This is a genomic window from Isoptericola sp. MSGPD8_1_ISO-PGPR-S23-394 (assembly GCF_058072785.1).
Genome location: NZ_CM176517.1, coordinates 19078 through 42957, shown reverse-complemented (window position 1 = coordinate 42957; position 23880 = coordinate 19078). Strand labels below are relative to the sequence as shown.

Below are 23880 nucleotides of genomic sequence, written 5' to 3'. Positions count from 1 at the left end.
ACCTCGTCGAGGGTGTGTCGGCTCCGACCACCGAGGGGAACGTCGATGCCGCACCCCGCCCGCTGGATCCTGGCCGGGTGCGTCGCGCTGAGCCTCACCGCCTGCACGGCGACCTCCGGGGAGCAGCCGCCGACGGCCTCGACCACACCCGGCACCACGCCGAGCCCGACCGTCGCGAGCCCGTCAGCCGTTCCTGCCCTCGACCACGACCTGGCGGACCTCGAGGACGAGCTCGACGCCCGCATCGGGGTCGCCGCCCTCGACACGGGCACCGGCGAGACCGTCGTCCACCGTGGGGACGAACGCTGGGGCTACGCGTCCACGATCAAGGTCTTCGTGGTCGCCGAGCTGTTGCGCACCACCACCGCCGAGCAGCGCGCCGAGCAGGTGACCTGGTCGCAGGAGGACGTGGACGCCGCCGGCTACGCGCCGGTCACCGGCGCGCACGTCGACGGCGGTCTCACGCTCGACGAGCTGGCCGAGGCGGCCGTCCGGGACAGCGACAACGCGGCGACCAACATCCTCTTCGAGCACATCGGCGGACCCGCGGGTCTCCGTGCGGCGTTCGAGCGGCTCGGCGACAGAACGACCGAACCGGCACGGACCGAGCCCGACCTGAACACCGTCGAGCCCGGCAGCACGGCCGACACGACCACGCCCGCCGCGTTCACGGCGGACCTCGACGCGGTCCTGCACGGCGGGTGGCTCGACCCGCAGGACGTCGATCGGCTCGTCGAGTGGATGACGGGCAACCCGACGGGCGACGCGCTGGTCCGTGCGGGCGCCCCCGACGGCTGGACGGTCGCCGACAAGTCCGGTGGCGCAGGCGCGCTCCGCCACGACGTCGCCGTCGTCACGCCCCCGGGTCGCGAACCGATCGTGCTGACGGTCCTCACCGAGCGCGAGGACGCCGACGCCGGCTCCGCGGACGCGCTCGTCGAGCAGGTCGCGGCGACCGTCCTGGATCGGTTCCGCTAGCGGACCGGCTCTCGACGGGTCGGAGCGCCGGGACCGTCCGGGGCCGCGCGCAGCTCCCTGCTCAGGGGGACCGGGGGACGACGGCGGTGGTCCTGCTGGTCGACGCGGCGCGCACCGCAGTCCACGCACCGGACGTAGAGCAGGCGGCCGGTCGACGTCTCGTGGCTGGACTCCACGAGCCAGCCGTGCTCGTGGACGGTCGCTGGAGCGGCGTAGCCGCGGTCGTCGTGAACCTCGAGTGTCGTCATGTCCCCCAGCGTGGTGTCATGGTCTTGTGCACCTCAACCCTTACGGCGAGTACGCGGTGCTCCTCGCCGCCTCGCTGGCCGACGACTGGCCCGCCGACCGGGCCGGCATCGAGTCCCGGACGCGCCAGTTCGGCATGACGATGGCGTTCCCGGTCGCGCCCGACGACCACCCCCGGACACGACGCGTCATCGACGGCTGGCTCCGCGTCGTCGACGCCCGGGACGACGCCGAGAGGGCGCTCCAGCTCAACGCCCAGATGGCAGCCGCCGCGGCCTATCCTCGGCTCACCGACCACGACGACGAGGGATGGCACCTGCACTACCGCGACGAGGACCAGTCGTTGCCCCACGTGCTCCATGCCGTCATCAGCGTCGGCACGGCGTTGCACCTCACGACCCGCGGCATGCACCGTCTGCGCCGGTGCGCCGCCGGGGGCGAACCCGGCGACCCGTGCCGCGCCGTCGTCGTCGACGTCACCCGCAACGGCCGCCGGCGCTATTGTTCCGTGCGCTGCGCCAACCGGTCCGCGGTACGGCGCCACCGGGCGCGCGCCGGGGCCTGACGAGGGCCTGACCAGGGCCGGGGCAGCACCAGGGCCGAGTCGGGGCCGGACGCCGGCCCCGGGTTTGAGGATCCCTTGAGGTCACGCATCCGGCGGTTTCCGTGCGCTCCGGGCAACCGCCCACTACCGTGGCGGGATGACCGCTGGACCGACACCGGGCCGACCCGGCCACGACGTCGGCCGCGCGCGCACCGCAGTCATCGTCGAGGACGACGCCGAGATCCGCTCGCTGCTGGACGAGGTGCTCACCCAGGCCGGGTTCATCACGTACACGGCCGTGGACGGGATCAGCGGTGTCGAGCTGGTGACCCGGACCGACCCCTTGGTGACGACGCTCGACGTCTCGCTGCCCGACATCGACGGCTTCGAGGTGTGCCGCCGCATCCGCGCCGTGTCGAACACGTTCGTCGTCATGCTCACCGCACGCACCGACGAGATCGACGCCCTGATGGGTCTCGACGCCGGGGCGGACGACTACCAGACCAAGCCGTTCCGGCCCCGCGAGCTGCGCGCCCGCATCGAGGCCATCCTGCGCCGGCAGCGTCGCGACGCCCCACCGGGAGCCGCAGGCGCGGCCAGCCCGGCGGCACCGCCGGGACCGGTCGTGCCGGCCCCCGTGCTGCCCGACGGCTCCGACCCGTCGGCGCCGACCGCCGCCGACGGGCTGCTCGTCGACACCGCGGGACGCACGGTCAGCGTGGAGGGGTCGGAGGTCCACCTCACCCGCTCCGAGTTCGACCTGCTGGCCGCGCTCGCCCGCGCTCCCGGACGCGTCCTGGCCAAGGACGCCCTGGTCCGCGTGCTGTGGGGCGACGAGTACGACGCCGGGACGCCGGTCACGCCGGCCGACCGACGCAGCATCGAGGTCCACATGGCGAACCTGCGCCGCAAGATCGGTGACGACCCGTCTGCTCCCCGGTGGATCCGCACCGTGCGCGGGGTGGGCTACCGCTTCGACCAGCGGGCCTGACCCAGCGCCGCCCGCACCAGGGCAGCGGCGGACTGGGCCTCGTCCACCAGGTCCCGCGCCAGGCTGCGCGCCGACGTCACGTCGTCGTCACCCCGCACCTCGTCCAACGCCGTCTGGCACCGCCACGCCGTCCGGGCGAAGTCGTCCAGACCCAGCATCACCGCCGAGCTGTGCAGCGTCAGCAACCGCACGCGTGCCGACTCCCGGTCGCCCCGGGCGAGGGCCCGGCGGCACGACGTGAGCCGGCGGGGCAGCAGCTCGAGCCAGATCGTCGCGAACCGGTCCACGGCCGCCTCGTCACCGTCGAGCTCGTCGATGAGGTCCTGCCAGGCGCGCGCCACCGCGGCCACCGGCTCCGGGCCGATCATGCCCGCGCCTCGGTCGGCTCGTCCCGCGCGGCTCCTCGGAGCGTCGACGATGAGCGCTGCGGGGGCAGGACGGTCATGGCGGGCTCCAGGATCGATCGGCTTCATCACCTTCGATCGTGGGGAACCGACCTCGCGGCGGGCTGCCGATCTCGGCAGGAACCGCTCAGAATTTCCTCAAGACGGGCGCACCACCAGGGCCGGTGGAGCCGTCGTCCTCAGGGCCGCAGGGCGTCGACCGACTCGCGCAGCCGGTCGGCGGCGGCGGGCAGGAGGTCCGCGTCCCCGCCGAGGAGCACGGACTCGAGGCGCAGCGCGGCGGCCGCGAGCTCGTCGTCGCCGAACGTCCCCGCCGAGCCCGCCATCGAGTGGCACAGCAGCGCGGCCTCCTCGCGGGCCTCGCCGTCCGGCCCGGCGTGTCCCCGCGCCGCGGGGCCCACCAGCACCAGGACGCGCTCCGCACGAGCCAGGTTGCGGCGTCGGGCATCGCCCGCGAGCCGCGCCACGGCGTCGTCCATCGCGCGGTCGTCCGCCCAGCCGTCGTCCGCGCGCGGCCCCCCGCTCACTCGTCCCACCCGAGGACGTCGGCCAGCCGGCCCGGCAGCCCGAGCGGGTCGAACGGCTTGGTGATCACCCCGACCGCGCCCAGCCCGTCGAGCCGCCGGATCTCCTGCGCACCGACCTTCGCGGTGAGGAACACGACGGGCACGTCCCGCAGCACGTCGATGGCACGCATCTGCGCGAGCACGGTCGGACCGTCCAGCGCGGGCATCATGACGTCCAGGAGGACCGCGTCGGGTCGCACCCGGCGGGCCAGCTCGACGCCGTCGGCCCCGTCCGCGGCCGTCTGCACGTCGTGCCCCCCGACGGCGGACAACGACAGCGCTGCCACCTCTCGGATCGAGGGGTCGTCGTCGACGACCACCACGCACCGTCCGCTCGTTCCCACGCTCACCGGCCCCCGCTCCCCCGTGTCAGGGTCTCGACGACCGTACCCCGGGACGGCGGACGGTGCCCGTCGCCCGGGGCCACCACCGGACGAACGGCGGCGCCGGCGGCCGTCACCTACGCTCGGGCCATGAGTGACGCGCACAGCGCTGCGGCACGAGCGCACAGCGTGTTCCTGCGCTGGTGCTGGGCCGGCGGGGGAGCACTGCTGCTGCTCGCCGTCGTGCTCGCGGGTCCGTTCGAGACGGCGGTCCGCGAGCTGGTGTCCCAGGTCGCGCTCGGCGCCGTCGCGGTCCTGGCCTCCGTGAGCTGTGCCTGGCGCGCCGCCCGTTCGACAGGTCGGCGGCGCCGCGCCTGGGGAGCCTTGTCGCTCGGGGGCGCCGTCGGGCTGCTGGGGAACGTCTACGCCGGGCTCGTGGGCGACCCGGCCACGGGCGACGCCGCCTACCTGGCAGCACTGGTGCTCGGCGTCGTCGGCCTCGCCCTGTTCCCCACCGTGCGGCCACGGGGCCGGGACATCGTGCGCATGCTGCTCGACAGCACGGTCGTGGGCGGGTCGGTCCTGTACATCGCGGTGTTCGCCGTCGTCATCGGCCAGCAAGAGTGGTCCGCCCAGCCCGCGATCAGCGCCTACGCCCTGCCCGTGGTCGACGCGCTGCTGGCCACCCTCGCGGTGCTCGTCATGACGCGATCGCCCGCCGCCGAGCGCGTCCCCCTGGTCCTCGTCGGGAGCGGTTTCGTCCTGTACGCCGTCGCCGACGTCGCCTTCGCGTTGCTCTCTGCCGGCGGCTCCTTCTCCTTCGGCACCCCCGTCGACCTCGGCTGGATCGGGGGATACCTCGCCATCGCCGTCGCCGCCCGGCACCCTGCCGCCTCCGGGAGCCCGCTCGGCGCCCAACGCCGCGACGGCTCGCCCGTGCTCGGGACCGTCGTCACGTTCTGCCTCTTCCTGGCGGCGGCGCTGGTCCGCGTGGTCCAGTCGAACGAGGCGTTCCCGTGGGCGGCGGACACCCTGTGGGCCGCGGTGCTCGTCGCGGTGGTGGCGCGGCAGATCCTGGTCGTCGTGGACAACGAGTCGCTGCGTCACGGCCTCGAGCAGCGGGTGCAGGACCGGACCGCCCAGCTGCGCGCCCTCGCCGGCGAACGGGAACGCACCCTCGAGTCCGTCGCGGACGGCATCTACGGTGTCGACGCCGAGGGCCGGCTGACCTTCGTCAACGCCGCCGGGTCCCGCACGCTCGGTGCGACGCCCGCCGACCTGGTCGGTCTGGACGCGCACGCCACCTTCCACGCGCCCGGCCCGGACGGGACCCCGTACCCGGTCGAGGGCTGCTACATCACCGAGGCCGTGCGTGACGGCGTCACCAGCACCGGTGAGCAGGACGTCTACCGGCGGGTCGACGGCAAGGAGGTCCCGGTCGAGGTCACCGCCAGCCCGCTGCGCGACGACGGCGCGATCCGCGGGGCGGTGGTCGTCTTCCGCGACATCACCGAGCGTCGGGAGATGGAGCGCATCAAGGACGAGTTCGTCTCCGTGGTCAGCCACGAGCTGCGCACACCCCTGACGTCGATCCGCGGCGCGCTGGGCCTGCTGGACTCCGGCGTGCTCGGGAGCGAGCCCGAGCGGGCACGGCGGATGGTCCACATCGCCCTGACCAGCAGCGAGCGCCTCGGCCGGCTGGTCGACGACATCCTCGACATCGAGCGGATGGCGGCCGGCTCCACGCCGCTCGACCTGGCGGACCACCCGGTGGACGCGCTCGTGGAGGCCGCCGTGGAACAGGTAGCGGTCCTCGCCGACACGGCGGCCGTCACGCTGGAGAGCGAACGCTCCGCGGAGGTCGTGAGGGCCGATGCCGACCGCATCGTGCAGACGCTGGTCAACCTACTGTCGAACGCCGTGAAGTTCTCCCCGCCCGGAGCGGTCGTGCGTACCAGCATCCTCCCCGTCGGGGACATGATCGAGGTGCGCATCGACGACCAGGGACGCGGTATCCCGCCGGACAAGCTGGAGACGGTGTTCCGCCGGTTCGAGCAGGTCGACACGTCCGACGCCCGCGAGCGCGGCGGGACCGGGCTCGGCCTGCCGATCGCGCGAGGCATCGTCGAACGCCACGGCGGACGGATCTGGGCGGTCAGCGACGGCGAGGGGACGGGGTCGAGCATGCGGTTCACCCTGCGCCGCGTCGGCCCGGGAGCCGCACCGCCGCACGATCCCGCCGACGGCGGCGCGGCGGCCGGCAGGCAGAGCTCGCCCGACGTCCTGGCCGCGCCGGCGCGCGCTTCGGCCGACTCCTCGGGCCCGTTCCCGGTCGAGCCCCCGGCACCCGCGGACGACAGCGAGGTGGACCGGCCCCGGGTCGTCGTCGTCGACGACGACCCCTACGTCGTGGACGTGCTGTGCACGCTGCTCGAGGAGCGCGGGTACGCCGTGGTGGGCACGACCGACGGCGACGCGGCGGTCGAGACGGTCGCCGCGGAGCATCCTGCCGCGATCGTCCTCGACCTGGCCATGCCGGGCACGGACGGTGCCGAGGTGCTGGCCCGGCTGCGACGCACGGCGGCGACGGCGCAGGTCCCCGTGGTCGTGGTCTCGGGCACGGACCCGGCCGGGGCGCGCCGGGCCGCCGCCCTGGCGGACGGGTGGCTGGTCAAGCCCGTCGAACCGCACCGGCTCGTCGCCACCGTGCGCGACGTCGCCCGCCGCCGGCCGCACCACGCGAGCGTCCTCGTCGTGGAGGACGACGACGACCTGCGCGGCGTCGTCGCGGAGGTGCTCGAGACCGGCGGTCTCGTCGTTACCCAGGCACACACGGTCGGCGAGGCGCGGGCCGCGCTGGCTGCCGTCCCGCCGGACATCGTGGTGCTCGACCTGGGCCTCCCGGACGGCTCCGGCCACGACGTCGTCGCCGACCTGCGCAGCGACGGGCGGCTGCGGGAGGTGCCGATCGTGGTCTACTCCGGCGCCCCGGTCGGAGCCGGGGAGATCGATGGCCTCCCGCCGGGCCGTACTGTCGTCCTCGCCAAGGAGCACGCGGCGCCCGACGCCCTCCTGCGACAGGTCCTCGACCTCCTGGACGTCGTCGCCGGCCGGGCCGGCGCCGCACAACCCGTCACCCGAACCCCGAGGAACCCATGAGCGAGCCTTTGACCATCCGCGTCAGCACCGGCACCGGCACCGGCCGGACCACCCTCGCGGCCTTCGACGCCGCCCTGGTAGCCGCCGGCGTCGGCGACTTCAACCTCGTCCGGCTGAGCTCGGTCATCCCGCCCGGCAGCAGGGTCCTTGAGGTGGACGGTCCGGACCAGCTGCCCGGGGAGCACGGCGACGCCCTGTACTGCGTGTACGCCGAGGCGCACGCCTCCCTGCCGGGGCACGAGGCCTGGGCGGGCATCGGCTGGTCCCAGCACGACGACGGCACCGGCGCGGGGCTCTTCGTCGAGCACGAGGGGCCCTCCCACGAGCAGGTCGCCACCGACCTCGTCCACAGCCTCGAGGACCTGTCCGCGGCCCGCGGCAACGTCTACCACCCGAAGGGCCGGCGGATCGCCGGCCTCACGTGCGAGACGTTGCCCGTGTGCGCCGTCGTCGTCGCGACGTTCCGGCGCGCCGGATGGGAGGAGCTGGGCGATGCCCGCTGACGTCACGTTCGAGACGACCGTGGACGGCGCGGTCGCCGACCGCTTCTGGCAGCTCTACCTCGAGGCCTTCGAACCCCTGCGCACCCGCGCCGCCGCCCGCCACGTGCTGCACCGCGAGGAGTTCGACGAGGAGCTGGCCGACCCGCGCGTGCTCAAGCTCCTCGCCCACGACGACGACGGCACCGCGGTCGGGATGACCACGCTCGCCACCGACCTCGCCGCCGTGCCGTGGGTCAGCCCCGAGTTCTTCGCCGCCCGGTACCCCGAGCACGCCGCCCGCGGCGCCGTCTGGTACATCGGCTTCACGCTGGCGCACCCCGGCCGCCGCGCCACCCGCACCTTCATGGACATGATCGACGCGCTCGTCGCCCACCTCGCCGAGCACCGGGTCGTGTGCGCGTACGACGTGTCCCGGTTCAACGACAACGGCCTGCGGTTCGCGGACAACCTGCGCCGCCATCTCGAGCGCACGCAGGACGTCACGGTCGAGACGGTGGACCGCCAGACGTACTACGCGACGACGTTCCACTGACGGGCACCTGGCCGGGACGTCACCGCAGGAGGAACTCGCGGACGACGGCCGCGAACATCTCCGGGTCCGTATGGTCGGCGACGTGCTGGTGCCCGTCCAGCGTCACCACCTCGCTGTCGCGGACGGACGCGGCCACCGCGTGCACGGCGTCCTGGAGGAACGCGGGGCTGTCCCCGCCGCGGATCAGGAGGGTGGGCGCCGCGACGGCGGCGGCCTCGTCCCGCGCCAGGACGAGCGGCACGCTCTCCTCGCGGGGGACGGTCGGCGCGCTGGCCACCCGGGCCGCCCAGCTCGGCTGGGCGCGCAGCGCGGCGACCTCGGCCTCCGGCATGTGCAGCACCTCGCGCATCATGAGCTCGACGACGTCCTCGTACCGGCCCTCGTCGGACGCCGCCCGCAGACGGGTGACGAGCTCGGCCGGCTGGGGGCGCTCCACGATCGCGGGCTCGTAGAGCACCAGACGGCGGACGTGCGACGTGCGGGCCGCGGCCCGCAGCGCCAGGTACCCGCCGAGGGAGTGGCCGAGCACGTCGACCGGCCACGCCGCCTCGTCGGACAGCGCCTCGACGACCGCGACGACGTCCTCGACCTCGCGCTCCGGCGACCAGCGAGGGCCGTCGGTGCTGCCGCCACGACCACGCCGATCCATCGCGTGCACGGTCCGGTCGCCGGCGAGGTGCTCGGTGATCCGCCACCGCCGGTGGTCCGACATCGTGCCGTGCACGAGCAGCAGCGGCGGGCCGGACCCGCTGCTCCACACCGCGATCCGTGCTCCGTCCGGCGCGTGGACGTGCCGCGGGCTCACCTCGCTCATCACAACCTCCTGTGGGCGACCTGTGTGACGCTCACCGTGTCACGCGGCCGGGAAGTCCTCCGGCCGGGTGCGCAGCTTCGCGGCGATCCGGGCGAGCGCCCGCTGGTCGGTGGGCGTCAACGGGTCGATGACGTGCTCTCGCACGGACCGCAGGTGGGCGGGGGCCGCCTCGACCACCTTCGCGTAGCCCTCGTCGGTGAGCGCCGCGATCGTGCAGCGACGATCGTCGGGGTCGGGGTACCGGTACGCCCAGCCGCGGGCCTCGAACCTCTTCATGACGTTGGAGAGCCGGGGGAGCGAGCCGTTGGTCAGGTAGGCCAGGTCACTCATGACCAGACGGCGGTCCTCCGCCTCCGACATGTGGCTCAGCGTGAGGTACTCGAAGAGGCTGAGACCGGCCGCGCGCTGCACCGCGGCGTCGAGGCGGCCCGGAAGCAGCAGCATCAACGAGGCCGCGCCGGTCCACGCCTCCTTCTCGCTCGGCGAGAGCCAGCGCGGCTCACCGTCGACGGCCTCGTCGACCTGTTCGTCCTGGGTCGGCTCGGGCATGCGCTGACCTTAGCAGCGCTGCCGATTACTTTCGACATGAAGTGAACCGTGGTACGTTCGGGACACCTTTTCAGTTCACGCATGAAGTAACGAGAGCGAGCGACCGATGACCGATCCCCAGTTCTTCGTCACCCCGGGCTACGGCGACATGCTGCGCGAGCAGCTCCACTACCAGCAGGCCGTACGCATCGGGGACACCGTCCACCTCTCCGGCCAGGGCGGCTGGGACGGCGACTTCCACTTCCCCGCGGACCTGCGCGAGGAGATCGTCCAGGCCTTCGACAACGTCGAGCAGACCCTGGCGCTGACCGGCGCCACGTGGCGCGACGTCGTCGCCGTCGACAGCTTCCACGTCCCCACGGCGACCGACGAGATCGGCGACGAGCACACGTCCGTCATGACCGAGCAGTTCCGGCTCCGGATGGGCGACCGCGCACCCGTGTGGACGGAGATCGGCGTCGCCGCGCTCGGCGCCGTCGGGATGCGCGTCGAGATCCGGGTCACCGCGATCGCACCACCCACCACCGACTCCTGAAGCCCTCACCGACGGAGGTTCCACGATGCGCATCCTGATCACCGGTGTCCGCGGCAAGACGGGTTCGGCGCTGGCCGACCGGCTGGCACCCCGCGACGACGTCGAGCTGTGGGGCGGCAGCAGCGACCCCGCGCTCGTCGACCGCACCGGCGTCGTCGCGGTCGAGCTCTCGTGGGACCGGCCGAGCGGCTGGGCTCGCGCGACCGACGGGGTGGACGCCGTCTTCGTCGTCGTCCCGCTCCGCGAGGACGCGCCCGACCTCGTCGCGGCCTTCCTCGCCACCACCCCGGCGTCGACCCACATCGTGCTGCTCTCCGAACGCGACCCGGAGCACTCGGGGCCGCAGGGCTGGTCGGCGACGGTGGAGCGCGCCGTCCGCGCGAGCGGGCGGTCGTGGACCATGCTGCGGCCGGGATGGTTCATGCAGGTCCTCACCGACCCGCGCTTCGTCGGCGACGAGATCGCCGACGGCGCGTTCCCCTTCCCGCACGCCAGCGCCCGCATGGCCTGGATCGACACCCGCGACATCGCCGAGGTCGCCGAGCTGGTGCTGACGGACGAGCGGCACGCCGGGCAGACCTACGAACTGTCCGGCCCGGAGGCCGTGCTGCCGGCGCGGACGGCGGCACTCCTCTCAGCGGCGCAGGGCCGGACGGTCCGCTACACAGAGCTCGAGACCGAGGAGGCTCTGAAGGGCCTGCGCGGGTTCGAGCGGGACCTGACCGCGCTGACCTACGAGCGGGTGGCCGCCGGCCACTTCGCCCTCGTCACGGACACGGTGCCCCGCCTGACCGGCCGTCCCGCGCGCTCCCTGGAGCGGTTCGTCGCGGACGCCGCGGCGGCCGGGACGTGGTCGCGGACGTCCTGAGGCGGGCCGCTCGCCGACCGGCCTCGTGCGCCAGCCCGCCGGTCAGCAGGTCTCGTACACGTACGCGTACATCAGTGCACCTCAGTGAGGCCTACCGCATCGCCGCGAGGCGACCCGTCACGTATCCCACGGCCCCGATGGTCGTGGCGAGCACAGCCACCACGGCGAGGGTGAGCGCGAGGGCTGGGTTGCCGACGCGCTCCTGCGCGTCTGACGCGTACCCCTCGATGATCGCAGTGAGCAGGATTCACCACACGACGGAACTGCGATACCAGCACTACCTCACATGGAAGGTCGCAAAGAAGAAGACCGGCGGAAACTACAACCAGAAGAATTACACTCAGAAGAATGTCGAGCACTTTTGCACCGGCACTACTGGCACAAACTTCAAGGGGACAACCCTTGGAAAGATCGTCTACAAGGGGAAGTCGTACTACTCACGCGTCTACACTTCTCCGGCACGGTTTGGGTGTCGAGTATAGTGACTTCTACATGCACTGCCATCTTTGGATACACTCCGCTAGGGGCAGAGGTCTTCGCAGGAGTAATACCTTCGGGGGCACGACACCTAGAGCGCCTGCAACAAGAAATCTACTCCAACCACGGCAGGATCCCGTACGGATTCGAGGGTGACGTGCCCTGGCACCGGGCCACCGAAGAAGGAGAATCCGTCCATGTTGTGGTCAGCCGCGACCCCGGCGATCCTGTCGCCATTGCGGCTTATGATCGACTCCAGGACGCGCGCAGGTCCGTGCGAGAACAGGCAGAGATCGGACGCGAGGCCAGGATCGTTACGACGACGATGGGCCATCTCGACGATGATGCGTTCAAAGTCACCTGACGAACGCACGCCCGTGGGGCGGTGAGAGGTTGAACCGGGTTCGACTTCTCATCGTCCTACCGCCCCTCCCGCAGAATTGCGACAGACCTTGGATGTTGTCGTCATGCCGGGTATGTTGACGGCCGGACGCGCCGAAGACGGCGACCACCAGGCCGTGCGGTGCTCGGCGAGGACACCTGAATCGGTCTGATGGGACCGACGTCGAGTCCTCCTACTCCGCCTTCAGACCCGACGCGCTCCCGGCCGACAGGAGGATCAACGCCGCCCCGGACGCGAACTGGGTCAAGCGGACGTCCACCCGGAGGCGCACCGATGTCTGCTCCGGCGATGAACTTCACCTGGCAACCTACGCCGCCCCCCCTCCAGATTGGCGGCGACCTACTGCCCGTCGTGTGTGCCGGCATGGCGCTGCGCCCCGGCGTCATCGACCGCAACGGGGCAGCCCTCGCACTCGTTCACGCCGTCACGGCCCAACAGCTCGGCGGACCTCCCGCCACTCGGCCCCTGGAACGCACCACCCGCTCCACGCGACGACATCGCCGCGGACCGCCCGGCCGGCACACGACCTCCGGCGACAACGAGGACGACCCGCCACCGCGCAACCGGCCCGCGTGACGACCCACCACGCCCACGAACGCCCCGCGACACCCCCTTGACGCTGCGTCCACCAGCTGGGGCATCAAGCCGCCGGCATTCAACCCGCCCCGGCGGCCCCGACCGACCCCACCGAACACAAAAAATCCCGGCCAGGAGAACCTGACCGGGACTTTCCGAAGGTGTTCCGGCCCTGAAGCCGAAACCCTCCACAAGTGCGCGAGGGGGGAGTTGAACCCCCACGCCCTCTCGGGCACACGGACCTGAACCGTGCGCGTCTGCCTATTCCGCCACTCGCGCTTGCCGTAGGAGATTAGCACGCACCATCGCCCGGGTCCCAACTCGATCCACCACCAACAGCAGGGACCTGCGTCACAGTCCGGGCCGGGTTCGCTCGCCAAGACAGCGTCATGAACCGCACCAGGACGTCGGGCGTGACCGCCCTGTGACCTGGCGTGCCACCTCTACCCGAGGGATTCGCACGAAATCCACAGGTTTCCGGGCGCGGGTGGTGCGCCCCTGCCTACGATCTGGATAGTCTGCCCGCGACAGGCACGGGTGGACGAGAGGAGGTGGCATGGGAGCGCTGGACCGCTTCGAGAAGAGCGTCGAACGACTGATGAACAACGCGTTCGCCAAGGTCGGGCGCGGCGGCGAGGTCAAGGCGGTGGAGCTGGCGAGCCGGCTGCGCCGCGAGATCGACGACCGTGCCGCCGTCGTCGGCCACGACCGGACGGTCGCGCCCAACGAGTTCACCATCGAGCTGAGCCCGAACGACTTCGGGCAGGTGCAGTCGTGGGGTGCGGAGACGCTCGCGGACGAGCTCGCGACGAACCTCACCGAGTACGCCGCGTCGCAGCACTACGCCTTCGTCGGCCCGGTGAGCGTGTCGTTCGAGAACCACGAGGAGCTGTCGGGCGGTCGCTTCCAGCTGCGTTCGGCCACGGTGCGCGGCAACGTCGCTCCGGCGACGAACCCGGCGCCGAGCACCCGCCACCCGCTCATCGACATCGACGGGCAGCGCTACCTGCTGACCGGCCCCGTGACGGTCATCGGCCGTGACGCGGAGGCCGACATCGTCGTCGACGACCCCGGCGTCTCGCGCCGCCACCTCGAGATCCGGGTCGCGCCCGAGGGTGTGGTCGCGACGGACCTCGGGTCCACCAACGGCCTGTTCGTCGAGGGGCACCAGGTGCCTGCGGCGACGCTCCTGGACGGCAACACCATGACCATCGGCCGGACCCGCATCATGTTCTGGACCGGCACGTCGGCCGGCCGCCCCAACGAGGACTGGTGATCGACCGAGGATGAGCGAGCTGACGTTCACCCTGCTGCGGCTGGGATACCTGGTGCTGCTCTGGGTGTTCGTGCTCTCGGCCGTCGCCGTCCTGCGCCGCGACCTCGCCCTGCGCTCCCCGCGGTCGCGCAAGCGGTCCGACGACGGCGGCACACCCGCGGCAGCGCCGGCGGCGGCGGCGGCGGGCAGCGGCTCGCCCCCGCCGCGCAGCTCCGGCCCGTCGCGACTGGTCGTCACGGCCGGCCCGCTGAGCGGGACGACGCTGCCGCTGTCGACGTCGTCGATCCTCATCGGCCGGGCACCGAGCTGCACCCTGGTCCTGGACGACGACTACTCTTCGTCGCGACACGCCCGCATCTTCCCGCAGGGGGACCAGTGGTACGTCGAGGACCTCGGCTCGACGAACGGCACCTTCATCGGCGACCAGCAGGTGACCTCCCCGATCCACCTCGCCCCGGGGGTCGGCGTGCAGATCGGCCGCTCCGTCGTCGAGCTGCAGGGGTGACGCCCTCGTGACCCTCGCCCTGAGGTACGCCGCGCGCTCCGACGTCGGCCTGGTGCGGCAGAACAACCAGGACTCCGCCTACGCGGGCCCGAACCTGCTGGTGGTCGCCGACGGCATGGGCGGCCACGCGGGAGGCGACGTGGCCTCCAGCCTCGCGATCGCCGCCCTCGCACCTCTCGACCGCTCGGAGCACGGCCCGCAGGAGGCCCTGGCCGACCTGGAGCGGACCGTCGAGCAGGCCCGTCAGGACCTGGTGCACGCCTCGGAGGTGGACCCCGACCTCGCCGGCATGGGCACCACGGTGACCGCCCTGCTGCGCTCCGGCAACACCCTGGCGATGGCGCACCTGGGCGACTCGCGCGCCTACCTGCTGCGCGACGGCTCCCTCAACCAGGTGACGGTGGACCACACGTTCGTCCAGCACCTGGTCGACACGGGCCGCATCTCGCCGGACGAGGCGGAGACGCACCCGCAGCGCAACGTCGTCATGCGGGTCCTCGGTGACTTCGACGTCGATCTCACGCCCGACATGTCGGTGCGGGAGGCTCGCCCCGGCGACCGCTGGCTGCTCTGCTCGGACGGACTGTCGGGCTTCGTGCCGATCGAGCAGATCACCGAGGTGCTCGCCGAGTGCGAGTCGCCCGAGGAGGCCGCGGACCTGCTGGTCACCCTCGCGATGACCGCCGGCAGCACCGACAACATCACGGTCGTCGTCGCCGACGTCGTGGACCCCGACGAGGACGACGCCGTGCCCTCGACGACGTCGACGCAGATCGTCGGAGCGGCCGCCGCGGAGATGGCGCCCGAGCTGGCGCGGCCCGCGCCGGAGACCCCTGCCGACGGCCCCCGCGACGACGACGAGGAGGACGACGAGGAGGACGACGACGGCGATGCCCGGCCCCGGCGCCGGCGCCCCTGGATCGGCGTGCTCGTCACCCTCCTCGTGCTCGGTGGTCTCGGCTACGGCGCCTGGTGGGCGTACGGCTGGACGCAGGAGCAGTTCTACGTCGGCGTCGCGGACGGCCAGGTCGCCGTCTACCAGGGCATCCCGCAGAGCGCGGGCCCTCTCGAGCTCTCCGAGCCGATCGAGCTGACGGGCACTCCCGTCGACGAGCTCCCGGCGTACTGGAGCGAGCGCCTCGACGGCACGATCCGCGCGTCCTCGCAGGCCGAGGCCCGCGAGCGTGCCGACAGCCTGATCGACCAGGCGCTCCCCACCCCCACCCCCACCCCCACCCCGGAGCCGAGCGGCACCCCGTCGCCGTCGGCCACCCCCTCCGCCACCCCGTCGTCGAGCCCGGCCGCGGGTTCCGGCGCCAGCCCCGAGCCCACCGACGAGGGGGCCGAGGCGTGACGTCCCAGACCTCCGCGGTCGAGCCTCGGCAGCGCCGTCCGCTGCGGCTCGCCGAGGTGTTCCTGCTGACCCTGGCGCTGGCCGGGGGCGTCGGCGGCTTCGCGATGGTCGGCCTGTCGATCCGCGGCGAGCTGCCGGACCAGTTCTGGTTCCGCAGCATGCTGCTCGGGCTGACGGCGCTGGTGGCTCACATCGTGTTGCGGCTGCGCGCCCCGTGGGCCGACCAGGTGATCCTGCCGGCGGTCGTGCTCCTCAACGGCATCGGCCTGTCGATGATCTGGCGTCTCGAGATCTCCGACGCCGCCGGGATGGCCCCGGCGGACGCCGCCGGCAACATGCAGGCGACGCTGCTCGGCGCCATCATCGCCTTCGCCCTGCTGTGGGTCCTCAAGGACCACCGCTGGCTGCGCCGCTACACGTACACCGCCATGGTGGTCGGCCTGCTGCTCATCGCGCTGCCGCTGATCCCCGGGCTCGGCACGGAGATCAACGGCGCGCGGATCTGGATCAACGTCGGCAGCTTCTCCCTGCAGCCCGCCGAGTTCGCCAAGATCGCGTTCGCCGTCTTCTTCGCCGGCTACCTGGTCACGAACCGGGACACGCTCGCGCTCGCCGGCCCCAAGGTCTTCGGTCTGCAGCTCCCGCGGCTGCGCGACCTCGGCCCGATCCTGCTCATCTGGGCCGCGTCGCTCGCCGTCCTCGTCCTGCAGCGTGACCTCGGGACCTCGCTGCTGTTCTTCGGCCTGTTCGTCGCGATGCTCTACCAGGCGACGGCCCGCTCGAGCTGGATCGTGCTCGGCCTCACCCTGTTCGCCGCGGGTGCCGTCGCCGCGGCACAGCTGTTCCCGCACGTCGGGGCGCGCATCGACGTATGGCTGCACCCGTTCGACTCGTCGCAGTACGACAGGGACCCTGGCGGGTCCTACCAGCTCGTCCAGGGGCAGTTCTCGATGGCGAACGGCGGGCTGTTCGGCACCGGGTGGGGCGAGGGGCGCCCGTTCCAGATCCCGTACGCCTTCTCGGACTTCATCTACGCGGCCCTCGGCGAGGAGCTCGGCCTGACCGGCCTCACGGCGGTCATCCTGTGCTACCTGCTCATCGTGCAGCGCGGCCTGAAGTCGGCGCTCAGCGTGCGCGACGGCTTCGGCAAGCTGCTCGCCGGTGGTCTCGCGTTCGCGATGGCCCTCCAGGTGTTCGTGGTGGTCGGGGGGATCACCCGGATCATCCCGCTGACCGGGCTGACCCTGCCGTTCATGGCGCAGGGCGGGTCCTCCCTGCTCGCGAACTGGATCGTCATCGCGCTGCTGCTGCGGATCTCCGACAGCGCCCGGCGGCCGTCCGACCTTCCGGTACGGGGTCAGGTGTCGGTGGGACCGCCCGCGCCGGAGCCGGAACCGATCCTCGTCGGTTCCGGGTCCGACGGCGGCACCCCGGCCGACGGGACGCCCGCGGCCGGCACAGCGGCGGCGGGCGACCTCCCGCGGCGGCGAGTCGCGGACCGCGCACCCGGCGAGGACACCAGCACCGCCGGCTCGGCAGCCACCGAGCACATCAGCACCGAGGATCCACCGCAGCACCGAGGAGGTGAGCGCTCATGAACACGACCACCCGTCGCCTGGCCGGGATCGTCATGGTCATGTTCCTCGCCCTCCTCGTCTCCACGACGTGGATCCAGTTCTTCGCTGCGGACCGGCTCAACAGCGACCCCCGCAACGCCCGCGCGCTGTACGCGCAGTTCGGCACCGACCGCGGCCCGATCGTCGTCGACGGCGACGCCGTGGCCAGCTCCGTGCCGGTCGACGACGAGTGGAACTACCAGCGCGAGTACGACCGGGGGCGGCTCTACGCCCCCCTGACCGGCTACTACTCCCTGGTGAGCGGCACGTCCGGCATCGAGCGCGCGGAGAACGACTTCCTCGCCGGCTCGGCCGACGCCCTGTGGGTGGAGCGGGTGCAGAACCTGCTGACCGGCTCCGACCCGCAGGGGTCGTCCGTCGAGCTGACTATCGATGCGGCGGCCCAGCAGGCCGCCTGGGACGCGCTCGGCGACCAGCGGGGCGCCGTCGTCGCGCTGGAGCCGTCCACCGGCAAGATCCTCGCGATGGTCTCGAAGCCGACGTTCGACCCGAACGACCTGGCGGTCCACGACACGGGCGCCGCCAACCAGGCATACCTCGATCTGCTGAACGACGAGGACAAGCCTCTGACCAGCCGTGCCACCGCCACCCACTACCCGCCCGGGTCGACCTTCAAGCTGGTCACGGCCGCCGCAGCGCTGGAGAGCGGCGACTACGACGAGACCACGGTGATCGACGCGCCGGTGACGTACACGTTGCCGGGAACCCGCACGGACCTGCCCAACTACGGCGGAGAGGCCTGCGCGCCCAGCGGCGAGCAGTCCCTCGCCGACGCCCTGCGCATCTCCTGCAACACGGCGTTCGCGAAGCTCGGTGTCGACCTGGGGGCGGACGCGCTGGCCGAGCAGTCCGCCGACTTCGGGTTCGGCGAGTCGCTGGACGTGCCGTTCACGGCGGTCGCGAGCTCCTACCCGGACCCGGCCGAGCTGACCCCGGACCGGGTGGCGCTGTCGGCGATCGGCCAGGGCGACGACAAGGTCACGCCGCTGCAGGTGGCGATGATCTCGGCGGCGATCGCGAACGGCGGCGAGGTCATGGCGCCGTACTCGGTCGACACGATCCGGGACGCGGAGCTCGAGGTCGTCTCCGAGACCCGCGAGTCGAGCCTCGGTGACGCGGTCTCGGAGGACACCGCCTCGCAGCTGACGGACATGATGGTGTCCGTGGTCGAGAACGGTTCCGGTACCGCGGCCCAGATCCCCGGTCTCACCGTGGCCGGCAAGACGGGCACCGCCCAGACCACCTCCGAGGTCCCGCCGCACGCCTGGTTCACCGGTTTCGCGCCGGCCGACGACCCGCAGGTGGCGGTCGCCGTCGTCGTCGAGCAGGGCGGTTCCATGGGCTCCGAGGCGACGGGCGGCCGGGTCGCGGCGCCCATCGCGAAGGCCGTCATCGAGGCGGTGCTCAACGGATGAGACCCTCGATCGGGCTCGCCCTGGGGGAGCGCTACCGCCTCACCCGCCAGATCGCCGTCGGCGGCATGGGCGAGGTCTGGGTGGCCGACGACGGCTACCTGGGCCGCGACGTCGCCGTGAAGGTGCTGCGCGAGGAGTTCACGGGCAACGAGGACTTCCTCAAGCGGCTGCGCACGGAGGCGCGCAACAGCGCCGCGCTGTCGCACCCCAACATCGCGCAGATGTACGACTACGGCGAGCAGGACGGCGCCGGGTTCCTCGTCATGGAGCTCGTGCTCGGCGAGCCCCTGGCGGACCTCCTCGAGCGCGAACCCGTCGTCGCGCCGCGCAAGCTGCTCCCGATCCTGTCCGCGACGGCGCGCGGACTGCACCATGCGCACCTCACCAAGGTGGTCCACCGGGACGTCAAGCCCGGCAACATCCTGCTGGAGCACGACGGCCGCGGGGTGAAGATCACCGACTTCGGCGTCTCCCTGGCCGCCAACCAGGCGACGATGACGGCGACGGGCATGGTCATGGGCACGGCCCAGTACCTCTCGCCGGAGCAGGCGGTCGGTCAGCCCGCGACGGCGGCCTCCGACCTGTACGCGCTGGGGATCGTCGCCTACGAGGCGACGGCGGGCAAGCGTCCCTTCACGGGGTCGACGCCGGTGGACATCGCCGTCGCGCACGTGAACAACGCGGTGCCGCCGCTGCCCTCCACCGTCCACCCCGGGCTCAACGACGTCATCATGCGGATGCTGGCGAAGGACCCGAGCAAGCGGCCCACGTCCGGCGCCGCGCTGGCCGACGAGCTCGACGCGCTGGCCCGGGAGATCGCCGAGGACCCGCTCGGCGCCCGCTCCCGCGCCGCTCGCCGGGCCGCCCGTGGCGGACGCCCCGCACCCGTCCGCCACGCCCGGCCCGACGACGCGCCCCCCGCCCGGTCGCTCGACCCGGTGCCGTCCGGGCAGCCTGGCTCCGCGCCGTCGTCGTCCACGCCGGACCTACCCGACCCGGTGGTGCCCCGCACCTACCCGGCCCGCCGCGACCTGCGGTCGGGCGGGGCCTCGCGGCCGACCCCTCCGCAGGGCGACCCCCGGACGCGAGCCGCGGCCCGCGAAGGCACCGCCCGCAGCGACGCCACGCGGACGACGGCGTCCCACCCGTCGCGCGCGTCCTCCAATCCCGTGCGCAGCTCCACGACGACGGGGCAGCGCCTCGGCCCGCTCGGGCGCCTCTCCTGGCCGCTGCTGGCCCTGCTGGGGCTGCTCGGCGTGCTGCTCGTCGCGACGCTCCTGAGCGGGGTGTTCGGCGGCGGTGACGGCGATGACGCCGCGCTGCCCGCCCTCGCCGCCGCCGCGCTCGTGACACGACCCGCGCGCCTGCGGGAGATGACCGAACCCGACTCTGGGATGATGCTCCCGGACCCGTCGTGCCCCGTCGGCGCGACAACGACCCAGAAGGACGTCTGAGTGGTGGACAACACGCCCCGAGTACTCGCGGGCCGGTACGAGGTCGGTGAGCTCATCGGCCGCGGTGGCATGGCCGAGGTGCACATCGGTCACGACACGCGCCTCGGCCGCACCGTCGCGATCAAGGTGCTGCGCTCCGACCTCGCGCGCGACCCGTCGTTCCTCGCCCGGTTCCGGCGCGAGGCGCAGTCGGCCGCCGCGCTCAACCACCCGGCGATCGTCGCCGTCTACGACACGGGCGAGGACACCTCCACCGACGCGGCGGGGCAGCCTGTCCACATCCCGTTCATCGTCATGGAGTACGTCGAGGGGCACACGGTTCGCGACATCCTCGCCGACGGCGCCGCGGTGCCCATCGAGGAGGCCGTGGAGATCACGGTCGGCATCCTCAGCGCGCTGGAGTACTCTCACCACGCCGGGATCGTGCACCGCGACATCAAGCCCGCCAACGTCATGATCACGCCCACGGGCGCGGTCAAGGTGATGGACTTCGGCATCGCACGTGCGATGGCGGACTCGGCGGCGACCATGACGCAGGGCCAGGCCGTCATCGGGACCGCCCAGTACCTGTCGCCGGAGCAGGCCCGGGGAGAGCAGGTCGACGCCCGCAGCGACCTGTACTCCACGGGCTGCGTGCTCTTCGAGCTCCTCACCGGCCGGCCGCCGTTCGTCGGGGACTCCGCCGTGGCGCTCGCCTACCAGCACGTGGGCCAGGAGCCGCAGCGTCCCAGCGAGATCGCCAACGACGTCCCCGAGGTGCTCGACCGGATCACCCTGCGCTCGCTCACGAAGGACCGGGACCACCGCTACTCGTCGGCCGGCGAGTTCCGCTCCGACCTCGAGGCCGCCATGCGCGGCGGCAACGTCATGGCCCCCGCGCTCGGTGCGGCCGGCGCCGGCGCGGCCGCCGGGTACGCCGCGACCCAGGTGCTGGGCGACCCCCAGGGCACCCAGGTCATGTCCCCGGCCGGGGAGCCCTCTCCCTGGGGTCAGACCGGCCTGCCGGCGGACCAGACGGCGGTCGGCACGCCCACCGAGCCCGACGACGACGGCAAGGGCAACCGCAAGTGGCTCCTGTGGACGCTCATCGGCGTCGGCGTGCTGGCCCTCGCGGCGATCCTGTTCTTCTGGCTCAACAGCGGTGAGGAGGAGCCCACCCTCGTCGCCGTGCCGGAGCTGACCGCGAACATGAGCCCGACGGAGGCACAACGCCTCGTCGAGGGCGCAGGCCTCGTGTACTCCTCACGCGTCGACGAGGAGTCCGACGAGCCGGAGAACACCCTCACCCGGTCCGACCCGGCCAGCGGCGAGCAGGTCGAGGAGGGCTCCCAGGTGGTCGTCTTCTTCTCCGGCGGCCCCGACACGTTCGGCATGCCGGACGTGACCGGCATGAGCCGGGAGCAGGCCGAGGCCGAGATCTCGGACGCCGGCCTGGAGCTGGGCGACGTCGAGGAGCAGGCCAGCTCGAGCGTCGACGAGGGCGACGTCATCTCGTCCGACCCCGGTCCCAACGAGGCCGTCACCCCGGGCGACTCCGTCAGCCTGGTCGTCTCCAACGGACAGGTCGAGCTGCCGGACCTCTTCGGCAGCACGCAGGACGAGGCCGAGTCCGCGCTCTCCGACCTCGGCCTCAACTATCGGATCAGCAGCGAACCGGTGCAGGACCCGAACGACGTCGGCCGCGTGGTGGACCAGTCACCGCAACCAGGCACGATCGATAGCGGCACCACGGTGGAGCTCACCATCGGCGAGGAGCCGGAGGCCGAGACGGTCAGCGTCCCGGAGGTCACGGGCATGACCGCCGACGAGGCCGAGAACGCACTGGGCGGCCAGTCCAACCTCAACCCGATCCAGCGCACGGAGTCGTCGGCCGACTACTGCCCGGGCTTCGTGAGCAACCAGGACCCGCCCGCCGGCACCGAGCTGGAGGTGGGGTCGGACGTCACGATCACGATCTCCACGGGCGCCGAGGGCCAGGACTGCAGCGCCGGGGAGGCCACGCCGGCCCCGCCGCAGGACGACGAGGAGCCGGGGCTCGGCCTCGGCGGTGGCGGCGACGACGAGGGCGAGAACCCCGGCGACGAGGGCTGAGGCACGCCACCCGCGGCAGGCTGAGGCTCCACCCGAGCGGCGCCGTCCCACCCGGGGCTGCGCCGCTCGGCTGCGGTACGGGCGCTGCTCAGCCCTGGTGGACGAGCGGTGCCATCCCGGCGGACCGCTCCACGGCCCCGGCGTCACCACAGACCGCGAGCCAGTTGGCGAGCAGCCGGTGGCCGCCCTCGGTCAGCACCGACTCGGGGTGGAACTGCACGCCGTACAGCGGCAGGTCGTGGTGCTGGACACCCATGACCACCCCGCCCGCCGTCGTGCAGGTGACCTCCAGCTCCGCGGGCACCGTCTGCGGCTCCACGGCCAGCGAGTGGTAGCGGGTCGCCGTGAACGGTGACCCCAGGCCGTCGAGGACGCCGACCCCCTGGTGCTCGACCTCGCTCGTCTTGCCGTGCATGAGCTCGGCGGCGTGCGACACGGTCGCGCCGTAGACCTCGGCCAGCGCCTGGTGCCCCAGGCAGACCCCCAGCATCGGTGTCTCGGAACGGGCGCACGCGCGGATCACGTCCTCGGACGATCCCGCGAGCTGCGGTGTGCCGGGACCCGGCGAGACGAGGACGCCGTCGAAGGGCGTGCCGTCGTCGTGCCAGAACCGGCCCTCGGCGTCGGGCTCGGGCACCGCGTCGTTGCGGACCACGGTGGTGCGGGCCCCGAGCTGGTCGAGGTACCCGACGATCGTGTAGACGAAGGAGTCGTAGTTGTCGACGACGAGGATGGAGGTCATGGGTGCGCCTCGACGGTGTTGTCGTTGATGGGGACGTAGGTGGACAACCAGGGGAAGACCCACTCGAAGCAGACCCACACGAGGGCCACGAACATCACGAGCAGGAACAGCACCCGGAACCACGCGGGTCCTGGGAGGATACGCCACAGTCCGCCGTACATCAGGCCTCCCCGTCGTCGGCGCCGCGGACCTCGACCCCGGCCTCGATCAGCTCGATGGGGGTGCCCTCCTCGACGGGAGCCCAGTAGTCGAGCTCACCGTGGACGATGAACCGCTGGGCGGCCGAGTACATGGGGTGGCACGCCGTGAGCGTGAGGAGCCGCTCGGTGAGCTCGGGTACGGGCTCGCCCGGCATGAGGCCGGGCACCGGCGAGATGACCTCGACCTGGTTCGGCCAGACGATCTCGTCCGTCGTCTTGCGGTAGACGTACCAGGTGGTCTCCGTGCGGAACACGAGGGCGTCGCCCTCCTGGAGCTCCGCGACCTGGTGGTACGGCTTGCCGTAGGTGGTGCGGTGGCCGGCCGTGGCGAAGTTGCCGACGTCACCGGGCATCGCGGTGCCGGGGTAGTGCCCCGCGCCGAGCCGGTCGAGCACCCGCGCCTTGTCGATGCCCTGCGCGACCGGGGTGACGTAGTCGGCGCCCCAGCGCGGGACGTACAGCTCCGCGAACACCGTCTCGTCCGCCGGCTCGTCCATCACCGGTGGGTCCTCGCGGTGCTCGCTCGCGATCGCCGGGCCGTTCTCGGTGGCGTCCTCCACGGCGGGGGGTTCCGGCCAGTCCAGCTCGGCGAGCACCTGGGTGTGGACCCGCTCGGCCTGGACGTCCGTCCACCACAGCTGCCACACGACGAACAGCCCCAGGAGCACGCCGGCGGTGATGAGCAGCTCGCCGAAGACTCCGACGACGGCGCTCACCGCACCCCCGCGGCGCCGCGGT

25 protein-coding genes and 1 tRNA gene are annotated in these 23880 nt (G+C 72.6%); 16 read left to right on the top strand and 10 right to left on the bottom strand.

The window, feature by feature from the left end:
* The first annotated feature begins 45 nt into the window (after nt 1–45).
* On the top strand, nt 46–978 hold the full coding sequence (bla, locus tag AC3RJ8_RS00215; RefSeq protein ID WP_489713968.1) for a class A beta-lactamase: 933 nt from the start codon (nt 46–48) through the stop codon (nt 976–978).
* Here bla and AC3RJ8_RS00210 read toward each other — a convergent pair.
* Nucleotides 975–1226 carry a hypothetical protein gene (locus AC3RJ8_RS00210; protein WP_489713967.1) on the bottom strand — a complete coding sequence of 84 codons (252 nt, stop codon included), beginning with the start codon at nt 1224–1226 and terminating at the stop codon, nt 975–977. The two genes, bla and AC3RJ8_RS00210, sit on opposite strands and share 4 nt — an antisense overlap.
* A gap of 26 nt (nt 1227–1252) precedes the next feature.
* On the opposite strand from AC3RJ8_RS00210, the gene AC3RJ8_RS00205 reads away from it, so the two are divergent.
* Together AC3RJ8_RS00205 and AC3RJ8_RS00200 are read left to right on the top strand one after the other, a co-directional pair.
* Nucleotides 1253–1789 (top strand): CGNR zinc finger domain-containing protein, encoded by a 537-nt coding sequence (locus AC3RJ8_RS00205; protein WP_489713966.1) that lies wholly within the window; start codon nt 1253–1255, stop codon nt 1787–1789.
* A gap of 136 nt (nt 1790–1925) precedes the next feature.
* A complete protein-coding gene (locus AC3RJ8_RS00200; protein ID WP_489713965.1) occupies nt 1926–2759 on the top strand; it encodes a response regulator in 834 nt (277 codons plus the stop codon).
* Here AC3RJ8_RS00200 and AC3RJ8_RS00195 read toward each other — a convergent pair.
* The 3 genes from AC3RJ8_RS00195 to AC3RJ8_RS00185 all read right to left on the bottom strand — a co-directional run bounded on the left by AC3RJ8_RS00195 (nt 2735) and on the right by AC3RJ8_RS00185 (nt 4079).
* Nucleotides 2735–3127, bottom strand: a complete 393-nt coding sequence (locus AC3RJ8_RS00195; RefSeq protein WP_489713964.1) for an Hpt domain-containing protein — start codon at nt 3125–3127, stop codon at nt 2735–2737. The genes AC3RJ8_RS00200 and AC3RJ8_RS00195 overlap by 25 nt on opposite strands.
* Nucleotides 3128–3342: 215 nt before the next feature.
* The gene (locus AC3RJ8_RS00190) at nt 3343–3690 is read right to left on the bottom strand and encodes an Hpt domain-containing protein (protein WP_489713963.1); all 348 of its coding nucleotides are present in this window, start codon (nt 3688–3690) and stop codon (nt 3343–3345) included.
* A complete protein-coding gene (locus AC3RJ8_RS00185; protein WP_489713962.1) occupies nt 3687–4079 on the bottom strand; it encodes a response regulator in 393 nt (130 codons plus the stop codon). The genes AC3RJ8_RS00190 and AC3RJ8_RS00185 overlap by 4 nt, the downstream gene beginning before the upstream one ends.
* A 123-nt stretch (nt 4080–4202) precedes the next feature.
* Here AC3RJ8_RS00185 and AC3RJ8_RS00180 point away from each other — a divergent pair, with 123 nt between their 5' ends.
* From AC3RJ8_RS00180 to AC3RJ8_RS00170, 3 genes are read left to right on the top strand one after another with little or no spacing between them, the layout of a single operon-like run.
* Nucleotides 4203–7211 (top strand): response regulator, encoded by a 3009-nt coding sequence (locus AC3RJ8_RS00180; protein WP_489713961.1) that lies wholly within the window; start codon nt 4203–4205, stop codon nt 7209–7211.
* Nucleotides 7208–7714 (top strand): pyruvoyl-dependent arginine decarboxylase, encoded by a 507-nt coding sequence (locus tag AC3RJ8_RS00175; protein ID WP_489713960.1) that lies wholly within the window; start codon nt 7208–7210, stop codon nt 7712–7714. The genes AC3RJ8_RS00180 and AC3RJ8_RS00175 overlap by 4 nt, the downstream gene beginning before the upstream one ends.
* Entirely contained in the window at nt 7704–8246 is a 543-nt protein-coding gene (locus AC3RJ8_RS00170) for a hypothetical protein (protein WP_489713959.1), read from the top strand. Before AC3RJ8_RS00175 ends, AC3RJ8_RS00170 begins: the two co-directional genes overlap by 11 nt.
* A 19-nt stretch (nt 8247–8265) precedes the next feature.
* On the opposite strand, the gene AC3RJ8_RS00165 is transcribed toward AC3RJ8_RS00170, so the two are convergent.
* Together AC3RJ8_RS00165 and AC3RJ8_RS00160 are read right to left on the bottom strand one after the other, a co-directional pair.
* The gene (locus tag AC3RJ8_RS00165) at nt 8266–9060 is read right to left on the bottom strand and encodes an alpha/beta fold hydrolase (RefSeq protein WP_489713958.1); all 795 of its coding nucleotides are present in this window, start codon (nt 9058–9060) and stop codon (nt 8266–8268) included.
* Nucleotides 9061–9099: 39 nt separating this feature from the next.
* The gene (locus AC3RJ8_RS00160; RefSeq protein ID WP_489713957.1) at nt 9100–9609 is read right to left on the bottom strand and encodes a MarR family winged helix-turn-helix transcriptional regulator; all 510 of its coding nucleotides are present in this window, start codon (nt 9607–9609) and stop codon (nt 9100–9102) included.
* A 106-nt stretch (nt 9610–9715) separates the two neighbouring features.
* Between AC3RJ8_RS00160 and AC3RJ8_RS00155 the strand changes: the two genes are divergently transcribed.
* The 3 genes from AC3RJ8_RS00155 (at nt 9716) to AC3RJ8_RS00145 (ending at nt 11853) form a co-directional block, all read left to right on the top strand.
* Nucleotides 9716–10144: a Rid family hydrolase gene (locus tag AC3RJ8_RS00155; protein WP_489713956.1), complete on the top strand. Its 429-nt coding sequence runs from the start codon at nt 9716–9718 to the stop codon at nt 10142–10144.
* A 25-nt stretch (nt 10145–10169) separates the two neighbouring features.
* The gene (locus tag AC3RJ8_RS00150) at nt 10170–11012 is read left to right on the top strand and encodes an NmrA family NAD(P)-binding protein (protein WP_489713955.1); all 843 of its coding nucleotides are present in this window, start codon (nt 10170–10172) and stop codon (nt 11010–11012) included.
* A 634-nt stretch (nt 11013–11646) separates the two neighbouring features.
* Nucleotides 11647–11853 carry a hypothetical protein gene (locus AC3RJ8_RS00145; RefSeq protein WP_489713954.1) on the top strand — a complete coding sequence of 69 codons (207 nt, stop codon included), beginning with the start codon at nt 11647–11649 and terminating at the stop codon, nt 11851–11853.
* An 810-nt stretch (nt 11854–12663) separates the two neighbouring features.
* Here the strand turns inward: AC3RJ8_RS00145 and AC3RJ8_RS00140 are convergent.
* A tRNA-Leu gene (locus AC3RJ8_RS00140) sits at nt 12664–12747 on the bottom strand.
* A gap of 277 nt (nt 12748–13024) precedes the next feature.
* On the opposite strand from AC3RJ8_RS00140, the gene AC3RJ8_RS00135 reads away from it, so the two are divergent.
* The 7 genes from AC3RJ8_RS00135 to pknB are packed head-to-tail and all read left to right on the top strand — an operon-like array spanning nt 13025 to nt 22200.
* Nucleotides 13025–13744, top strand: coding sequence for an FHA domain-containing protein (locus AC3RJ8_RS00135; RefSeq protein WP_407319950.1), 720 nt, complete (start codon nt 13025–13027; stop codon nt 13742–13744).
* A gap of 10 nt (nt 13745–13754) precedes the next feature.
* Nucleotides 13755–14249 (top strand): FHA domain-containing protein FhaB/FipA, encoded by a 495-nt coding sequence (locus tag AC3RJ8_RS00130; protein ID WP_489713953.1) that lies wholly within the window; start codon nt 13755–13757, stop codon nt 14247–14249.
* A gap of 7 nt (nt 14250–14256) precedes the next feature.
* Nucleotides 14257–15603 carry a Stp1/IreP family PP2C-type Ser/Thr phosphatase gene (locus AC3RJ8_RS00125; RefSeq protein WP_489713952.1) on the top strand — a complete coding sequence of 449 codons (1347 nt, stop codon included), beginning with the start codon at nt 14257–14259 and terminating at the stop codon, nt 15601–15603.
* On the top strand, nt 15600–17201 hold the full coding sequence (locus tag AC3RJ8_RS00120; protein ID WP_489713951.1) for an FtsW/RodA/SpoVE family cell cycle protein: 1602 nt from the start codon (nt 15600–15602) through the stop codon (nt 17199–17201). Before AC3RJ8_RS00125 ends, AC3RJ8_RS00120 begins: the two co-directional genes overlap by 4 nt.
* Nucleotides 17198–18655 (top strand): peptidoglycan D,D-transpeptidase FtsI family protein, encoded by a 1458-nt coding sequence (locus AC3RJ8_RS00115; RefSeq protein WP_489713950.1) that lies wholly within the window; start codon nt 17198–17200, stop codon nt 18653–18655. Before AC3RJ8_RS00120 ends, AC3RJ8_RS00115 begins: the two co-directional genes overlap by 4 nt.
* A complete protein-coding gene (locus AC3RJ8_RS00110; protein WP_489713949.1) occupies nt 18652–20109 on the top strand; it encodes a serine/threonine-protein kinase in 1458 nt (485 codons plus the stop codon). The genes AC3RJ8_RS00115 and AC3RJ8_RS00110 overlap by 4 nt, the downstream gene beginning before the upstream one ends.
* A complete protein-coding gene (gene pknB, locus AC3RJ8_RS00105) occupies nt 20110–22200 on the top strand; it encodes a Stk1 family PASTA domain-containing Ser/Thr kinase (protein WP_489713948.1) in 2091 nt (696 codons plus the stop codon).
* 88 nt (nt 22201–22288) lie between these two features.
* Here pknB and AC3RJ8_RS00100 read toward each other — a convergent pair whose 3' ends face one another.
* From AC3RJ8_RS00100 to AC3RJ8_RS00090, 3 genes are read right to left on the bottom strand one after another with little or no spacing between them, the layout of a single operon-like run.
* Nucleotides 22289–22942 carry an aminodeoxychorismate/anthranilate synthase component II gene (locus tag AC3RJ8_RS00100; RefSeq protein ID WP_489713947.1) on the bottom strand — a complete coding sequence of 218 codons (654 nt, stop codon included), beginning with the start codon at nt 22940–22942 and terminating at the stop codon, nt 22289–22291.
* Nucleotides 22939–23103, bottom strand: coding sequence for a hypothetical protein (locus AC3RJ8_RS00095; protein ID WP_407319942.1), 165 nt, complete (start codon nt 23101–23103; stop codon nt 22939–22941). The genes AC3RJ8_RS00100 and AC3RJ8_RS00095 overlap by 4 nt, the downstream gene beginning before the upstream one ends.
* Nucleotides 23103–23858: a class E sortase gene (locus tag AC3RJ8_RS00090; RefSeq protein WP_489713946.1), complete on the bottom strand. Its 756-nt coding sequence runs from the start codon at nt 23856–23858 to the stop codon at nt 23103–23105. The genes AC3RJ8_RS00095 and AC3RJ8_RS00090 overlap by 1 nt, the downstream gene beginning before the upstream one ends.
* Nucleotides 23859–23880: the final 22 nt, after the last annotated feature.

Bases quoted from the DNA above. Each gene is read 5' to 3' on its own strand.
- AC3RJ8_RS00110 (WP_489713949.1), top strand. From the start codon at position 18,652: ATGAGACCCTCGATCGGGCTCGCCCTGGGGGAGCGCTACCGCCTCACC.
- AC3RJ8_RS00160 (WP_489713957.1), bottom strand. From the start codon at position 9,609: ATGCCCGAGCCGACCCAGGACGAACAGGTCGACGAGGCCGTCGACGGT.
- AC3RJ8_RS00180 (WP_489713961.1), top strand. From the start codon at position 4,203: ATGAGTGACGCGCACAGCGCTGCGGCACGAGCGCACAGCGTGTTCCTG.
- AC3RJ8_RS00200 (WP_489713965.1), top strand. From the start codon at position 1,926: ATGACCGCTGGACCGACACCGGGCCGACCCGGCCACGACGTCGGCCGC.
- AC3RJ8_RS00150 (WP_489713955.1), top strand. From the start codon at position 10,170: ATGCGCATCCTGATCACCGGTGTCCGCGGCAAGACGGGTTCGGCGCTG.
- AC3RJ8_RS00170 (WP_489713959.1), top strand. From the start codon at position 7,704: ATGCCCGCTGACGTCACGTTCGAGACGACCGTGGACGGCGCGGTCGCC.
- AC3RJ8_RS00155 (WP_489713956.1), top strand. From the start codon at position 9,716: ATGACCGATCCCCAGTTCTTCGTCACCCCGGGCTACGGCGACATGCTG.
- AC3RJ8_RS00195 (WP_489713964.1), bottom strand. From the start codon at position 3,127: ATGATCGGCCCGGAGCCGGTGGCCGCGGTGGCGCGCGCCTGGCAGGAC.
- AC3RJ8_RS00135 (WP_407319950.1), top strand. From the start codon at position 13,025: ATGGGAGCGCTGGACCGCTTCGAGAAGAGCGTCGAACGACTGATGAAC.
- AC3RJ8_RS00115 (WP_489713950.1), top strand. From the start codon at position 17,198: ATGAACACGACCACCCGTCGCCTGGCCGGGATCGTCATGGTCATGTTC.
- AC3RJ8_RS00130 (WP_489713953.1), top strand. From the start codon at position 13,755: ATGAGCGAGCTGACGTTCACCCTGCTGCGGCTGGGATACCTGGTGCTG.
- AC3RJ8_RS00100 (WP_489713947.1), bottom strand. From the start codon at position 22,942: ATGACCTCCATCCTCGTCGTCGACAACTACGACTCCTTCGTCTACACG.
- AC3RJ8_RS00165 (WP_489713958.1), bottom strand. From the start codon at position 9,060: ATGAGCGAGGTGAGCCCGCGGCACGTCCACGCGCCGGACGGAGCACGG.
- AC3RJ8_RS00210 (WP_489713967.1), bottom strand. From the start codon at position 1,226: ATGACGACACTCGAGGTTCACGACGACCGCGGCTACGCCGCTCCAGCG.
- AC3RJ8_RS00095 (WP_407319942.1), bottom strand. From the start codon at position 23,103: ATGTACGGCGGACTGTGGCGTATCCTCCCAGGACCCGCGTGGTTCCGG.
- AC3RJ8_RS00175 (WP_489713960.1), top strand. From the start codon at position 7,208: ATGAGCGAGCCTTTGACCATCCGCGTCAGCACCGGCACCGGCACCGGC.
- bla (WP_489713968.1), top strand. From the start codon at position 46: ATGCCGCACCCCGCCCGCTGGATCCTGGCCGGGTGCGTCGCGCTGAGC.